Source organism: Flavobacterium sp. (genome assembly GCF_024710485.1).
Taxonomy (GTDB): Bacteria; Bacteroidota; Bacteroidia; order Flavobacteriales; family Flavobacteriaceae; genus Flavobacterium.
In genome coordinates this window covers 27689-44242 of sequence record NZ_JANJUQ010000033.1, presented here as the reverse complement: position 1 = coordinate 44242, position 16554 = coordinate 27689, and the positions used below count along the sequence as shown (strand labels likewise).

Annotated in this window: 14 protein-coding genes; 7 read left to right on the top strand and 7 right to left on the bottom strand. The window is 38.4% G+C overall.

The window, feature by feature from the left end:
- Nucleotides 1-86: 86 nt before the first annotated feature.
- From Q0M21_RS08995 to Q0M21_RS08975, 5 genes are all read right to left on the bottom strand, one after another.
- The gene (locus Q0M21_RS08995) at nt 87-1208 is read right to left on the bottom strand and encodes a hypothetical protein (protein ID WP_295337288.1); all 1122 of its coding nucleotides are present in this window, start codon (nt 1206-1208) and stop codon (nt 87-89) included.
- Nucleotides 1209-1243: 35 nt separating this feature from the next.
- Nucleotides 1244-2611, bottom strand: coding sequence for a T9SS type A sorting domain-containing protein (locus tag Q0M21_RS08990; protein WP_295337285.1), 1368 nt, complete (start codon nt 2609-2611; stop codon nt 1244-1246).
- Nucleotides 2612-2763: 152 nt separating this feature from the next.
- Nucleotides 2764-4473, bottom strand: coding sequence for an AraC family transcriptional regulator (locus tag Q0M21_RS08985; protein WP_295337283.1), 1710 nt, complete (start codon nt 4471-4473; stop codon nt 2764-2766).
- 202 nt (nt 4474-4675) lie between these two features.
- Nucleotides 4676-5902 carry a 2-oxoglutarate dehydrogenase complex dihydrolipoyllysine-residue succinyltransferase gene (odhB, locus tag Q0M21_RS08980; RefSeq protein ID WP_295337281.1) on the bottom strand — a complete coding sequence of 409 codons (1227 nt, stop codon included), beginning with the start codon at nt 5900-5902 and terminating at the stop codon, nt 4676-4678.
- A 162-nt stretch (nt 5903-6064) separates the two neighbouring features.
- Complete coding sequence (locus Q0M21_RS08975) at nt 6065-8836, bottom strand: 2-oxoglutarate dehydrogenase E1 component (RefSeq protein ID WP_295337279.1); 2772 nt, start codon at nt 8834-8836, stop codon at nt 6065-6067.
- A 122-nt stretch (nt 8837-8958) separates the two neighbouring features.
- Here Q0M21_RS08975 and Q0M21_RS08970 point away from each other — a divergent pair, with 122 nt between their 5' ends.
- Nucleotides 8959-9501: a hypothetical protein gene (locus Q0M21_RS08970; protein ID WP_295337276.1), complete on the top strand. Its 543-nt coding sequence runs from the start codon at nt 8959-8961 to the stop codon at nt 9499-9501.
- A gap of 3 nt (nt 9502-9504) precedes the next feature.
- Nucleotides 9505-9891: a hypothetical protein gene (locus tag Q0M21_RS08965; RefSeq protein ID WP_295337273.1), complete on the top strand. Its 387-nt coding sequence runs from the start codon at nt 9505-9507 to the stop codon at nt 9889-9891.
- Here the strand turns inward: Q0M21_RS08965 and Q0M21_RS08960 are convergent.
- Nucleotides 9888-10238 carry a hypothetical protein gene (locus tag Q0M21_RS08960; RefSeq protein WP_295337270.1) on the bottom strand — a complete coding sequence of 117 codons (351 nt, stop codon included), beginning with the start codon at nt 10236-10238 and terminating at the stop codon, nt 9888-9890. The genes Q0M21_RS08965 and Q0M21_RS08960 overlap by 4 nt on opposite strands.
- A 90-nt stretch (nt 10239-10328) precedes the next feature.
- A complete protein-coding gene (locus Q0M21_RS08955) occupies nt 10329-11303 on the bottom strand; it encodes a polyprenyl synthetase family protein (protein ID WP_295337268.1) in 975 nt (324 codons plus the stop codon).
- Nucleotides 11304-11494: 191 nt separating this feature from the next.
- On the opposite strand from Q0M21_RS08955, the gene Q0M21_RS08950 reads away from it, so the two are divergent.
- The 5 genes from Q0M21_RS08950 (at nt 11495) to Q0M21_RS08930 (ending at nt 16507) form a co-directional block, all read left to right on the top strand.
- Nucleotides 11495-12022 (top strand): YceI family protein, encoded by a 528-nt coding sequence (locus Q0M21_RS08950; RefSeq protein ID WP_295337264.1) that lies wholly within the window; start codon nt 11495-11497, stop codon nt 12020-12022.
- Between the two features lie 18 nt (nt 12023-12040).
- The gene (locus Q0M21_RS08945; RefSeq protein WP_295337263.1) at nt 12041-13306 is read left to right on the top strand and encodes an NAD(P)/FAD-dependent oxidoreductase; all 1266 of its coding nucleotides are present in this window, start codon (nt 12041-12043) and stop codon (nt 13304-13306) included.
- Between the two features lie 105 nt (nt 13307-13411).
- Nucleotides 13412-14005 carry a TetR/AcrR family transcriptional regulator gene (locus Q0M21_RS08940; protein ID WP_295337259.1) on the top strand — a complete coding sequence of 198 codons (594 nt, stop codon included), beginning with the start codon at nt 13412-13414 and terminating at the stop codon, nt 14003-14005.
- Nucleotides 14006-14015: 10 nt separating this feature from the next.
- Nucleotides 14016-15356, top strand: coding sequence for a TolC family protein (locus Q0M21_RS08935; protein ID WP_295337256.1), 1341 nt, complete (start codon nt 14016-14018; stop codon nt 15354-15356).
- 11 nt (nt 15357-15367) lie between these two features.
- Complete coding sequence (locus Q0M21_RS08930; protein WP_295337253.1) at nt 15368-16507, top strand: efflux RND transporter periplasmic adaptor subunit; 1140 nt, start codon at nt 15368-15370, stop codon at nt 16505-16507.
- Nucleotides 16508-16554: the final 47 nt, after the last annotated feature.

The following is a 16554-nucleotide window of genomic DNA, read 5'->3' as shown; positions in this document are numbered from 1 at the left end:
TATTTAAATTCAAAAGGCTTACAGACTTCTTTTTACAAAAATCTTTCTTGCTTCATTCCCATTGCTGGAGTCTTTCATCGTAAAGATTACTTTTCCAATTTCAACCAAAAAAAGTCGTTCCATCCTTCGATAAGTCGGGTTGGATCTGTATTTTTAGTTCTGTCTTGTTCCGGAATCAATACTATTTTTTTGTCTTTAACTGTAAATTTATAAACTCTTGGCTTGGCTTCTCCTTCTACAGTCACTTCGATTCTGTAGCTACCATCGGTTAAATCGGCAAATTTAATTTCGCCAGGCTTACCCACTAATTTGAACGCACACTGAGTTTCGTTCCATTTGGCTTGTTCTACTTGTGCTGTGCTAGGACCGTTACCGTAATGTTGCGCATACAATTTGTTGTCCTTGAACATATTTACCGACCATTTTACACTTTTGGTAGTTTTTCTGCTGTTGGATGGATTCGGCATAAATTCTTCGTGAGTAAGGTAAAACCCAAAAAGAAGATTTCCGCTATCGGCATGATTCAAATATGCGAAGTTATTCCACGGACCACGAACCACATACATTTCATTCATCGCTGCATAAGGATCATTATTGGTCAATTTCACCAATTCAAAATCAAAGGAATAAAACATTTTATCTCCGGCATAAAAATCCAAACGGTAATTTCCCGGACCCCATTGTGTTATAAATGATTCCGAATGTCCTACCCATTCACCATCACGTTGATAGCGACTACTTGGCTCATTGAATTTTGTTTTCTTACCGTCGTCAAAAACTTGGTCACCGGAATACTCAAAATAGTTCATGTATTGGTTGTCTTTAAATACTTTGATTCTTAAATACTCCGATTGATCCGAAAAGGCATGAACCGTTCTTCCGTCAACCGTTTTATTTGGAATAAAAGTAGCTGTATAACTATTGATTAATCCCGGACTGGTCCCTGTTCCGTAAAGAAGAGAGCTCATAGTTATAGCGGGTGTTTGTTTGAAGGTAGTCCAGTCTAATTTTAACCCTGTCGGAAAACCGCCGCCACCGCCTTTTTTCTTTTTATCGCCTTTTTTGACTGCTTCTTTTCCTTTCTCTACAGTCTCAACCACTTCTGATGCTTGATTGGCTGTGTTTTTTGCTTTGTTTAATTTGTTTAATAACTGAGCTTGGCTGTTTACTGTAAAAGCGACGCAAGCCAGCAAAATAATTTTTTTCATCTTTGGTTTTTGTAAAAAATGGTTAATAGTATGGGTTATTCCTTTATAACTTTCAATGTTTTTACTTCGCTGTCAGCGGTTATTTTTATCAAATAAGTTCCTGCTGACAAGTCGGCAACATCTACAGAAGTTTCATTACTTTTTACAGATTTTGACAAAACTTCTTGTCCTAATAAATTGCAAATCGAAACTGTTGTAATCTCTTTATCAAAAGAAAAGTTTAAAATATCTTTAACAGGATTTGGATATACTTTGAATTCCTTTATGGCAAGATCTTCGTTTGAAAGTGTTGAAGGATAGCATGAAATGTAAGTGAATGTATTTTTTTGTACAAAAGTTCCATCACCTATTTGACCTACAACATTACTTCCTGTTCCTCGTATAAAGCCATCACTGTTTTTTACTAAGACATGATAACCTCCTGCGGAAATTTTGTTTGAATCCAGGGAAGTACCGACTTGCGTTGGGATATATACATCAGATGTATTTCCGGATGTTCCAAGACCTAACTGCCCACCATAATTATATCCCCAACTCCAAAAAGAAAGATTGTTTTTGGTGGCAATTGTATAACGAGTACCGGCTGATACATCTAGCCAATCCGTTGCGGTTCCAACCTGAATAGGAGTTGTTCTATAAACAGTTGTTCCATCGCCCAGTTGCCCGGTTGAATTTTCACCCCAAGTCCAAAGTGTTCCGTTAGTCTTTATAGCAGCACAATGGTGTTGACCCCCGGCTAATTTTAGCCAATTGGTATCGGTTCCTATTTGAGTTGGACTATTGTTTTGAGTTGAGGTTCCGTATATATTAAATCTGGAACCCCAAAACCATAAGGTTCCGTCGGTTTTTATGGCAAGAGAATGATATATTCCTGTTGCTATACTTTGCCAATTTGTAGCCGTACCGATTTGTGTTGGAGTAAGTTTATCCACTGTTGTATTATCGCCCAATTGCCCATATTCATTGTCACCCCAAGCCCATAGCGTGCCATCGGTTTTTACAGCAATGGTATGGTACCAACCGTCGCTTACACTAAGCCAATTGGTAGCGGTTCCTATCTGAGTAGGAGTAGGTATAACCCAATTTGTATTTCCTACACCTAATTTTCCTGCACCATTACTGCCCCAAGCCCAAAGTGTGCCATCCGCTTTTATACCATATGAAGAGGAATAACCGGCGTGTACATAAACCCAATTATTGGCTGTTCCTATTTGTGTTGGAATGTTTTTAGTTACATCAGTACCATCGCCTAATTGGTATAATACATTTCTACCCCAAGCCCAAAGGGTTCCGTCATCCTTTACAGCTAAAGAGTGATATTCTCCGGCACTAATGCTTTGCCAGCATTGCGCAAACGTTTGTAATGATAGTAATAGTAATAAGAGAGTAATTGTTCTTTTCATAATTCTGTTTTAGGTGGAATTTGTTGGGGTTAAATTTTGATTTAATTCCCGCCAAAACTATGTGATAAGAACGGTCAGACCAATTTTTTTATCGGACTATTTATAAATAATCAGCTGATGAAACTAAAGCTATTTTATTGATTTTAAAATACTTAATTTGTATTTTCTAACTTTTCAATATAATAATTTGGAGAAAGTCCGGTTTGCTTTTTAAAAACACGGACCAAGGTGTTGGCATCCTTATATCCTACTTCTTCGGCTATGGCTTGCAAGGTATATTTGCGAAAATAAGGAGCGTCAACTAACTTTTGAAGCACATAATGAATGCGCAATTCTTGGGTATATTCTGAAAAGGTTTTTTGCATGACCTGGTTGAAGTATTGTGATAAGTACGCCGTATTCGTATTTAATTTTTTGGCTACAAAAGCCAACTTGAAATTCGGATCCAAGTAAGCTTCTTTCTGCTCTAATTTTTTTAAACCTGATGCCAATTTTTCTACAAGCTCATCATCAATAGTTTGCTTAGGCAGTGGTGCTTCGGTGGTATTGATTTGAGTTTTATCAAGCTCTGAAATTTTAGATTCTTTCAGATTTTGGATAATTTTTAAAAACTGATGGTGCTTTTCTTTCTGATTCTTGTAATAGTAATAAAAACTAAAAACAACAATTCCTAAAACAATTAAAATCCCGAAAAGTGAAATTTTAAAATAATTTTTAGAGGCAATAATCTTATTGGATTCTTCTTTAATAACCGCTAAATCATAATTGTGTAAAAAATTTAAAGATTTGTTTTTAATGCCTTCAATAGATTGGATTAAGGTCAAACTTTTTTGGGCATAGCGGTAGGCGTTTTTGGTATCCTTTTTTTCATTGTAACATTGCGTCATAATGTTATAGGCCATCAACAAGTTTTCATTAGAAACTTTGGTCAACTGATAACTTTGTATGAATTTTTGACCATAGTAAAACGCCGAATCAATTTGCTTTAAATGATAAAAACAATCGGCCATTCCTAAATCAAATACCTGTACGGTTCTGATATGTTCTTGGATAACCGGATACTTTTTCCCTTTTCGGTATAATGATAATGATTGTTGGTAATCTCCCGATAAAGCCGCACTTTTAGCCTCTCGCATATACAATAAGGCTCTGGTATAATCGGGATAAAAGTTATCTTGCAACAACATAGTTGCGGCTATATTAAAGTTGAAATTGGCAGAATCTAAGTAAATCGGTTTCTTGGTTTGTATGTAATACATTTGGAATGCTTCGCCGATAATATTGTGTTTGTCTGCAAACAACTTTTTATTCATCGCTTTCTTTTCTCCTACGCCTAATTTGAGGTGTGGTGACGTTTTTAGCTCTCGTTTCAATAGGGCAATACCATTAACGTAGTCGCCCATGGCCACTTTTATCAAGCCATATTGTTCATTAAAACGATTGTCGGGTAACTGTTTTTTATACTTATCAAGATAAAACAGAGCAGAGTCGTACTCTCCTAAATTTTTATGGATATAAAAAAGTTTGTTGACACACATTCCTATCAAGTCTTGGTAAACTTTGCTCGATTTGGGAGTGTCACTTTTTTCAATATTGCTTATAAGTGAAAGAAGCTTTTTTCTGGAAGAGGCAAAATCGGATTTATTATAATAGTAATTGGCGATGTAATAGTTGCCATAAAAACGAAACAACTCGTTTTTAGAACAACTAACTTCCAATGCTTCAGCATAAGCTTTTTCGGGATTGGCAATAAGGTTTTCTTGTATGCTTCGGGTGATTTTAATTTCAGACTCGCTTAATTCCTGAGCCAATACCGAGGAAAAAGACAATAGTAGGAGACAATGACAAATAATTCTAAACATGAGGAAACCGAAAAATGCAACAAACTTCAAGCCGCTAAAATAAATAATAAACCTTTGCTTTTTATGAATTAGAAGTAAGAATAGTTTTTATGCTCATTTACATTTTTTAAGAACGCACAATTTTTAACAAAAATCCCGTCTCGTTTAGCACAAGACGGGATTTACATATATATAGGCGCCTCATCCGAGGCAGGTAGAAACCCTATAGCTCTAAAGCTTTCTTAGGGTTGTTATTCATCAAAATTTCTACCGGATTTTCCAAGGCTTCTTTTACCGCTACCAAGAATCCAACCGACTCACGTCCGTCTATGATTCTGTGATCATACGATAAAGCCACGTACATTACCGGAGCAATCACGATTTGTCCGTTTCTAACAATAGCTCTTTCCACTACGTTGTGCATTCCTAAAATACCCGATTGCGGTGGATTGATAATTGGCGTAGATAACATACTTCCGAAAACACCACCATTAGAAATGGTAAACGTTCCGCCGGTCATTTCATCTACGGTGATTTGTCCGTCACGGGCTCTTAAGGCCAAACGCTTGATTTCCGCTTCTACACCTCTGAATGATAATGTTTCGGCATTTCTCATTACCGGAACCATTAACCCTTTAGGTCCTGAAACCGCTACGGAGATATCGCAGAAATCAAAAGATATTTTCTCTTGACCGTCAATCATTGAGTTCACATCCGGATATAATTGTAACGCACGAGTAACCGCTTTAGTGAAGAACGACATAAAGCCTAAGCCTAAACCGTGTTTGGCTTTGAATTCCTCTTTGTATTGGTCGCGTAACGCGTAGATATTGGTCATGTCCACCTCGTTGAACGTAGTCAACATAGCTGTTTCGTTTTTAGCCGAAACTAATCTTTCCGCTACTTTACGACGCAACATCGACAATTTGGTTCTTTCGGTACCACGGTTACCTCCTGTTGGTGTTCCCATTGATGGTACAGCGTTTACTGCATCTTCTTTAGTAATGCGTCCGCCTTTTCCGGTACCTACTATATCCGTTGGTTGGATGTTCTTTTCTTCTAATATTTTACGAGCTGCCGGAGAAGGTGCTTGAGCCGCATAAGTAGTGGCCGGAGCCGGAGCTGCTTTTACTTCTTCTTTTTTAGGCGTTTCAGCTTTTGGTGCTTCAGCTTTAACTTCAACTGCTGCCGGAGCGGCACCACTTGGTTTAGCAGCACTGGTATCGATTAAACAAACTACTGCGCCAACCGCTACTGCGTCACCTTCAGAGGCTTTTAGCGTGATAATTCCGCTGGCTTCTGCCGGTAACTCTAAAGTTGCTTTATCTGAATCTACCTCAGCGATGGCTTGGTCTTTTTCAACATAATCGCCGTCTTGTACTAACCAAGTTGCAATTTCTACTTCTTTAATCGATTCTCCCGGTGAAGGGACTTTCATTTCTAAAATCATCTTTTATAATTTTATAGTGTTGTTTTCTACTTTATTTTTAGCCCCGATTCCTGCGGCAGTCACTTCGTTCGTGTGCAGCAAGTATCCTTTTTTATCCATTGCCTCTCGACTGCGCTCGGGGTGACAAAAAAGATACTGCGGAAAGCGGGATTAAGCGCCTAATTATCTAAATAAATTCTTATCGAATACCATTCTAATCGCATCTGCATGACGTCTTCTGTCACGTGTATGACTTCCGGCAGCCGGTGCGGCATAGGCTTTTAACGAAGCTAAACGCCATGGCACTAGGTCGAAATTCATCAACATATAGCTGTAAGCACCCATATTTTTTGGTTCTTCCTGTGCCCAAACAAAATCGTCGGCATTCGGATAACTAGCAATAACGGCTTTTAATTGCTCTGTCGGTAACGGAAACAATTGCTCAATGCGAACCAAAGCTACGTCATTTCTGTCTAAGTTTTCTCTTTCGGCTAAAATATCGTAATAGAATTTTCCGGTACAGAAGACTAAGGTTTTTACTTTTTTCTTATCGATTGACGCATCATCAATTACTTCTTGGAATTGACCGTTGTACAATTCTTCACGAGTCGAAACGCACAATGGGTGACGCAACAAACTTTTTGGAGAGAATACCACCAACGGTTTGCGGAATTTGGTCTTCATTTGACGACGCAACAAGTGGAAGAAGTTGGCCGGCGTAGTACAATCGGCTACGTACATATTGTGCTTAGCACACAACTGCAAGTAACGCTCCATACGCGCTGACGAGTGTTCGGCACCTTGTCCTTCGTATCCGTGAGGCAATAACAATACGATACCGTTTTGGTTGTTCCATTTGTCTTCGCCACAAGAAATGTATTGGTCAATCATGATTTGGGCACCGTTAGAGAAATCTCCGAACTGTGCTTCCCAAATGGTCAAGGCATTCGGATTGGCTAAGGCATAACCATAGTCAAATCCTAAAACACCGTATTCAGAAAGGAACGAGTTGAAAACGTTGAACTTTCCTTTTTTATCTTTTAATGCATTCAATAAGATTACCTCTTCCTCGCTGTCTTCTACTTTTACCACTGCATGACGGTGAGAGAATGTTCCTCTTTCCACATCTTGACCCGACAAACGAATATCGTAACCTTCGGTAAGTAACGAACCATAAGCTAAAGCCTCGGCAGTTCCCCAATCGATGGCGTCGTTATCATACATGGTTTTTCTATCAGTAACGATCTTGGTAATCTTGCTGATAAATTTTTTGTCGGTCGGTAAAGTAGAAATAGTTTCCAAGATGGCGTCTAATTTCTTTTTATCGAAAGTAGTGTCGAACTTTTTCAACATTTCTTCTACCGAAACCTGTTCAAATCCTTCCCAAGCGTCTTGTAAAAATGGCTTGATGATGGTCAAATCCTTTTTACGGGAAGCCTGTAAATTTTCGTCGAGTTTGGCTTTGTACTCATTTTCTATTTTGGTCACATACGCTGCATCTACAATACCGGCAGTGATTAATTTTTCAGCATAAATATCTCTCGGATTTTTGTGACGAGCGATTAATTTGTACAACAACGGCTGGGTAAAACGAGGCTCATCACCTTCATTGTGGCCGTATTTTCTGTAGCCTAACAAATCGATGAATACGTCTCTTCCGAATTGCATACGGAAATCTAAAGCGAATAACATCGCGTGCACTACTGCCTCAGCATTATCCGCATTAACGTGTAATACCGGTGACAAGGTCACTTTAGCAATATCGGTACAATAGGTTGACGAACGCGCGTCTAAATAGTTGGTCGTAAAACCTACTTGGTTGTTAATTACAATATGAATGGTTCCTCCGGTTTTGTATCCGTCTAGTTGGGCCATTTGCACAATTTCGTATACGATTCCTTGTCCGGCTACTGCGGCATCCCCGTGCACGGCGATAGGTAATACTTTGGAGAAATCGTCCGGGAAGTATTTGTCTTGTTTGGCACGAGTAATTCCTTCAATCACAGCACCAACAGTTTCCAAGTGCGAAGGATTCGGCGCCAAGTTGATGTTGATTTTTTTACCGGATTGGGTTTTTCTTTCGGAGGTTAATCCTAAGTGGTATTTTACGTCGCCGTCGAAATACTCTTTGTCGTAATCTTTGCCGTCGAATTCAGAGAAAATGTCTTGGGTTGGTTTTCCGAAGATGTTCGCCAATGTATTCAAACGACCGCGGTGCGCCATTCCCATTACAAAATGCTCCACTCCTCTTTCGGCTGCCGCTTCAATTACCGCATCCAACGCCGGGATAATACTTTCACCACCTTCTAAAGAGAAACGTTTTTGTCCTACATACTTGGTGTGCAAGAAGTTTTCAAAGGAAACCGCTTCATTTAATTTACCCAAAATATGTTTCTTTTGGTCGGCATTAAATTCGGGTTGATTGTCGTTTTTATTGATACGCTCCTGTACCCAATTCACATAAATTGGGTTTTCCATGTGCATGTATTCGATACCAATGTGTTCGCAATACATGCTTTTCAGATGCACTAAAATTTGTTTTAAGGTGGAAGGTTGTTTTCCTAAAATTTTGGCTGCGTCAAACACGGTATCCATGTCTGCAGCTGTCAGGCCAAAATTTTCAATATCTAAATTAGGTTCATATACTCTCCTTTCGCGCACCGGATTGGTTTGGGTGAACAAATGGCCACGAGTCCTGTAACCGTCAATTAGTCGTAATACGTTAAATTCTTTTTGCAATTTATCGGAAACGATACTACAATCTTGATTGTTGTTTGAAGCAAAGGTCACTTGACCTTCGGCTTGCTCTTCATTGTAGGTGGTCATCCCGAAGTCAAACCCTTGAAAAAAGGCTCTCCAACTTGGCTCTACGCTATCGGGATTTTGAAGGTATTGTTCGTATAAATCGGCAAAAAATTCGGTGTGTGCTGCGTTTAAAAAGGAAAACCTATCCATGATTTTAGCTGTAAATATTCTTAGTATTAGAAAATCAATTGCAAAAGTATGACATTTGTAATAATCTTTCAATGTTTTTAGTACATTTATAACGCTAAATAAATATACACATTGCTATGCAAATGAATAGATTAAAAACACTAGGGAAATTATGGCTATTTCTACTGTTTTTGACAGTTTCGAATAAGGGATTTTCACAAGAACAAAATTTGCCCAAAGCGGAAACCGAAAGTTTTTGGGACCATGTGCAATTTGGTGGCGGATTCGGATTAGCCATCGGGAATGATTTTACAGATATTACGATTGCTCCCAGTGCCATTTACAATTTCAACGAACACTTTGCGTTAGGTACCGGTTTGCAATACAGCCGTTTGAAACAGAAAAACTTTTACGCCTCAAATGTGATTGGCGCCAGTCTCATCGGGCTTTACAATCCTATTGAAGAAATTCAGCTTTCCTTAGAATTAGAACAAGTACATGTAAACACTACTTACACCGATTTATACGACAACGTGAAACGCAGTTTTTGGAATACCGGTTTGTATATTGGCGGCGGTTATCGTGCGGACAATGTTACGATTGGCGCGCGATTCAATTTGCTTTTTGATAAAGACAAGGATTTGTATGGCGATGCGTTGATGCCGTTTATCAGGGTTTATTTTTAAGTCATGAAACCGCTTTTATACCTTTCGTTTTTATTGTTCAGCGCTGTAGGATTTTCACAACAGCCGGTTTCGTTGGTTTTGGGAAAGACTAACAGTCCTTTTCCCTCATCTTCTCCAACTTTCAATGGCAAAAACATTTCATTGCGTTGGAATCTTGCCAGTAGTAATAATTTCAGCGACCGCTATTTGGTTGTGGTTTACAATCCGATAACTCGGATGAATGATCATTACGTCAATGTGAGCGACAAATATTATTTAACCAATACCAAATCGTTTCCAATCTATAATTTTGACGGAACAAGAATTGATGCTTTCAATCCAAATGGCGCTAGTGATTTAGGAAGCGGGATTGTCAATGGCTTGGTGAATATGCTCTTGAAGAAATTTTAATACCGGTTTCTAAACCAAACTTTCATCCACTCTCTTCTCAAAATTAAGTAGGCAATTTGCTCGGACAGCTCAGCCGTATCCATGCCTTGCAGTTGTTTGATGTTTTCTTCCGGAACATCGATGATATAGAGCAAATTGAGCAATTCAGTGTATTTGTACTGAATCAAACGATAGATTTTTTCGTGCAATTGCACTTTCAATTCATATGGCGTAGTACTTTGCGGAAAATCAATCGCTTCGTTCGCAAAATTGAAATCCTTATTGAGTTGCTCAATGAGTTTGGCATATAGGTTTTCTTTTTCGGCTTCCGAAAGCAATAAATCGGTATTGATGGGTGCTACAAACAAGTTGATTTATGATTAACGATTAATGATAGCAGAAAGATTAACGTTTAACAAATATAGCAATTCTAACATCACTAATCTTCAATCATCAATCTAAACGTTTCTACTCATCAACTTATTGCCAAATGCCTTTAAGACCACTTTTTTATCTTCGCTGATGAGCATTGCATCCAATGTTTGAAAAGCTTTCTCAGTAAAATCTTGTATGGCTTTTTGGGTAGCGACATCGGCTCCGGTTTGGGTAAAAATTTGTTTCACCGACTGAATTTTATCCGTATTATCAGTTGGATGAATGGAAAACAAATGCAACAATTGCTCTTTTTCTTCGGCTTTGGAAAACTCTAAGGCTTTGAGGTATAAATATGTTTTCTTGTTTTCGATGATATCACCACCTACTTGTTTTCCAAAAGTTTCCGGATTACCAAAAGCGTCTAAATAATCGTCTTGCAATTGAAAAGCAATGCCCAAATTTAATCCGAAATCGTAAATAGCGTCCGCATTTTCGGTTGAAGTTTCGGCTACAATCGCCCCCATTTTCATGGCAGCAGCGACTAAAACCGCAGTTTTGTATTCAATCATTTTCAAGTATTCCGGAATGGTCACATCGTCTCGCGTTTCGAAATCAACATCGTATTGTTGGCCTTCGCAAACTTCTAAAGCGGTTTTGCTGAACAACTTGGCCAAATCTCTAAAGACTTTTGGCTCGTAATTTTCAAAAAACTGATAGGCCAAAATCAGCATCGCGTCGCCGGAAAGTATGCCGGTGTTCAAATCCCATTTTTCGTGAACGGTTTCATTTCCTCTTCGTAAAGGCGCATCATCCATAATGTCATCGTGTATCAACGAAAAATTATGGAATACTTCCACTGCAGTGGCTGCCGGCATTGCTTTTTGAGAATCGGCATCAAACACTTCTGCAGCCATTAAAGTCAGTACCGGTCGCAATCTTTTTCCTCCAAGTGACAAAATGTAACGAATCGGTTCGTATAAATTATTAGGCTCTTTGTTTAATTGTAGTGCCTTAAAGTGGGAGTGAATAATGTCCTGATAGTCGGATATAGCGCGCATAAAATGATTTTGTTTCTTACAATTGGAGAGTTTCGGCTTTGAGACTCAGCGGGCTAATTTAGGCTATTCTGACGGCTTTACAAAAAAGGCCTTTTTTAACGAATGTTAAATTTACGTTAATACTTTGGAAACTATTTTAGTGTTTAAAGTTTCCATTACTACATTTGCATTGAATTTTTGACTATCGGTTTATGACAACTAAAATACTAAATCTGGATGCAACAGCAACAGACCTTTTGTTAAGAGCTAAAAAAAGTGTAATGACTTTCTTGGCTGACAATATTGATGATATTAAAGGAGAAATAACACTGACCAATAATGAACTAACTCATGCTTCTTTGGAACTGCGTTTTGAAGCCGACGAGAACAACGGTGTTATAAAACACTTAAGCAAGCCACAAAAAACCAATCGCTTTCTGGATATCAAGCAAAAACACAGCATTTATTTCAAATCCTTTTCGTTTGAAAAAGTCAGCCTTGAAATTAACTTTTTAAAAGGCTACTTGACCATAAATGATCGAACCAACATCGTCGAATTTGAAGCCAAAATTATTCCGATGGAAAATCAAGACAACACCGACAAAGTTTTGTTTGAAATGTTCGGAAAAATAAAACGTCAGGATTTCGATTTAAACATGAACAATGAGGTGGAGTACAAGAGTTCTTCGGCTAACCAATTCATCAACATTACTGCCAGCTTTTATTTCACAGCCGGTTAAACCTTAAACCAATCTGTTATGAAAAAAAGAATAGTTATAATAGGCGGCGGATTTGCCGGATTGAATTTCGCCAAAGCATTAGCCAACAATGATGCGTTTGAACTTACGCTGGTTGACAAAATAAACTATAACTTTTTCCCGCCTTTGCTCTATCAGGTGGCCACCGGTTTTTTAGAAATCTCGTCCATTAGTTATCCGTTCCGAAAAATGTTATCAGGTTCGAAAAACATTCGCTTTTGGATGGGCGAATTAACCGAAATTGTCAGTCATGAAAACAAAGTGATTTTAAGTAACGGCGAGCTATCTTATGATTATTTAGTCATAGCAACCGGAACAACAACCAACTACTTTGGCATGGAAGGTGTGAAAAAAAATGCCATTCCGATGAAAACTTTGGAGGATGCCCTCAACATGAGAAACATCATGCTGCAAAGAACTGAAGATGCTGCCAATTCAAACCATTTACAAGAACAAGAAGAATTGATGACAATAGTGGTAGCCGGCGGCGGACCAACCGGAGTAGAATTATCCGGTATGTTTGCCGAAATGAGCAAAACCATTATCCAAAAAGAATACCCGGAATTAACCAACGTAAAAAATGCGAAAATCTATTTGGTTGATGGTGGTTCGGCTCTGTTGTCGCCAATGAGCAAAGATTCTCAGGATGAAACCTTTAAACAAATCAAAAAATTAGGTGTTGAAGTAATGCTGAACAAACAGGTGGTAGATTATGACGGACAAACGGTTCAATTTAAAGACGGAACCCTTCTAAAAAGTCGCAATCTCATTTGGGCAGCCGGAGTAACTGCTATGCGATTCAATGGTTTATCTGATGAAATGTTCGGCAGAGGCAATCGCTTGTTGGTGGATGAGTTTAATAAAATCATCGGAACTGAAAACATTTATGCCTTAGGCGACACAGCCTTGATGCTAAGTGACAAAAACTTCCCCAACGGCCATCCGCAAGTGGCACAACCAGCCATGCAACAAGGACGAAATTTAGCTAAAAATTTGATGCTGCTTTCGGCCAACAAACCACAAAAACCATTTCAATACAATGATAAAGGCTCGATGGCCATCATTGGAAGAAACAAAGCCGTGGTAGATATTCCGAAACCCAAATTACACTTTAACGGTTTTCTGGCTTGGCTCGCTTGGTTATTCGTCCATTTAATGTCGCTATCCATGCCCAGAAACAAAGTCAACACACTATACCATTGGGCATTAGCCTATTTTACTAAAAATTCATCGTTGCGCATGATTATTCGCCCGAAAAACCGGTAATAGAGACAAGAAAATCATTAATGTTAAATTTTAGTTAATACTTAGGAAACTATTTTAGTGTTAAAAGTTTCCAATTTATTTTTGCACCTCAATTTTTCAATTCTCATGAAAGATAAAATCATCAAAAAAGCAACGGATATGTTCTTGAAGTTAGGCTTCAAGAGTGTGACTATGGATGATATTGCTTGTGAAATGTGTATTTCCAAAAAAACGATTTACAAATATTTCAGCAACAAAGAAAAACTGATTGAAGAAGGCACTGAAGTGGTTCACCAAAAAATTCACGCCATGATGGATGAAGTAATGGCACAAAACCATAACGCCATCGCCGAAAATTTCCAATTGCTTGAAATGTTCAAACAAATGTTCCAATCTTTTGATCATTCACCGGCTTACCAACTTAAAAAGCATTATCCTGAAATCTACGAAAAAATGATTGCCAATGAAATTGAAGATTGCAGTCAGATGTTCCGCCGCAACATTGAAAAAGGAATTGCCGAAGGTTTATACCGAAAAGAAACCGATATCGAAGCAGCAGTGAAATTTTATTACACCTTAATTTTTTCTATCAATGAAAATACCGTTATGGAAAAAGACGCTCACGAACTCGAACTCAAAGCACTCGAATACCATACCCGAGCCATCGCAACACCAAACGGCATTAAAGAACTCGAAAAACACTTACTTTCTAATCAATAATCATCAATCCATGAAAAAACATGTCATGCTAACCCTGCTCTTGCTTACCAGCAGTCTTTATGCCCAAGACCAAAAAGAGAGCTATTCCTTTAGTCTGCAACAGGCTATAGATCACGCCATTCAAAATAACTATTCGGCTATCAACGCCAATAGAGATATTGATGTGGCCAAACAAAAAAAATGGGAAACTACAGCGGCCGGTTTACCTCAAATTAATGCCGGACTAGATTACCAACACAACTTTGAATTGCAAAAATCGGTAGTTCCGGCGGAATTTTTCGGAGGAAATCCGGGCGAATTCGCTACCGTAGCTTTCGGTACCAAACACAATATGACGGCGCGTTCCAATTTGAGCCAACTCATTTTTGACGGCTCCTACATTGTGGCGCTACAGGCGTCAAAAACGTACTTAAAATATTATGAAAATGCCAAAGTAAAAACCAATTCCGAAATCCGAGAAATGGTTATTAATGCTTACGGCAATGTATTATTGGCGCAAGAGAGCATCAGTATTTTAGAGAAAAACAAAGCTACATTAACTAAAACCTTATTCGATACCGAGCAAACCTATAAAAACGGTTTAATCGAAGAAGAAAATGTAGAACAACTTCAAATTACCTTGGCTACTATCAACAGTAATCTGAACAATACCAAAAGATTATTGGATGTAGCAAATAAAATGTTGAAGTTCACTTTAGGCATCGACATCAATTCGGAAGTGACGTTAACCGATAAATTAGACAGCCTTTCGAGCTCTAACTTAGATTTGGCTTTCGGTCAAAGTGAGTTCTCTGTAACCAATAACATCGACTACTTAATGGCTTCCAACTTTCAGGAGCAAAAAAGCTTAGAATTAAAATTGGAAAGAAGCAAAGCCTTACCGTCACTAGCTGCTAATCTGAATTTTGGATACAACGCTTTCAACAATCAATTTGTTTTTTTTCAAAAAAACCAGCAATGGCTCAACTACTCTAATTTGGGTGTAAGCTTGAATGTTCCTATTTTCAGCAGCTTTGGCAGAAGCGCACGAACACAGCAAGCTAAAATTGCCTTGGAAAAAGCCAAAACACAACTGACCGCAACCGAGCAACAACTGAAATTACAATACGAAAAAGCCAAAAGCGATTTTGAATTCAGCATCGAAGAATATGCCACTTCTAAAAGTAATTTGAACTTGGCCGAGCGTATCGAAAAAAAGCAACAAATCAAATTTGCCGAAGGTTTATCCTCCAGTTTCGACTTCAGTGAAGCCCAAAGACAATTGTACACTGCACAACAAAATTACCTGCAGTCGATGGTGAACATCATCAATAAAAAAGCAACTTTAGAAAAAATCATCAATAAAAACTAATCCATACCAACATGAAGAAGACTGTAATAATTTCCCTTTTAGCTGTAGTATTTTACGCTTGCGGAAACAAAGAAAACGCCCAAACTGTTGACCAACTGATTGCGTCGAAAAACGTAACGGCTTTACAAGCCAAAAAAACAGCTTTACAGGGAGAAATTGCTAAAATTGAAGAAGCGTTAGCGACTTTAGATGTGAAAAAAGAAGAAGCCTTAGTAGCCGTACAAACGGTTAAAGACACTGTATTTACACACTATTTGGATATTCAAGGAAGTGTTGACACTAAAGAAAATATCCTAATCCAACCGGAATACAGCGGAACTTTAACCTCACTAATGGTAAAAGCCGGACAAAAAGTTTCCAAAGGTCAAATCTTAGGTCGCGTAGACGATGCCGGAATGAGTCAACAATTGGCCAGTGCCGAAAACCAATACGCCTTAGCTAAAACCACTTTTGAAAGACAAAAAAACCTTTGGGACAAAAAAATCGGTTCTGAAATTCAGTACTTACAAGCGCAGACTCAAATGGTTTCTGCTCAAAAAGCGGTAGCACAAATCAAAGCACAATTAGCGAAAACCGTTATCCGCGCGCCGTTTACCGGAACCATCGACGAAGTGTTTGTAGAAAAAGGCGAAGTGGTAGCACCTAGCCAACAAGGATTAATGCGTATTGTTAACTTAAGCAATATGTATGTTTCCACCACAGTGCCTGAATCGTATATCGGAAAATTAAAAATCGGCACCGAAGTAGATGTATTCTTGTCTTCTTTAGGAAAAACCTATAAAGGGAAAGTACGTCAAATTGGAAACTTCATCAACCCGAATAACCGTAGTTTCGGCATTGAAGTTAGCGTTCCAAATCCGGAAAACTTATTGAGACCGAATCAGGTAGCGAAGTTAAAAATCATCGATTACGTGAACAAAGAAGCAACTGTGGTACCAACCGGAATCATTCAGGAAGACGGCAACGGAGACAAATTCATTTATACCGTAGAAAACAGCAACGGCAAAACCGGAACCGCTAAAAAAGTAATCGTTACTACCGGAAAATCTTCGGATAACGTAACCGAAATTCTAAGCGGAATTGAACCTAATACTGTTATTGTAACCGATGGCATCAATAACATCTCTGACGGAATGAAACTTAATTTCTAAAATCGTTATAGGTTCTAATTTTAAAGCTTTGGGGGGGTTCTCAATCT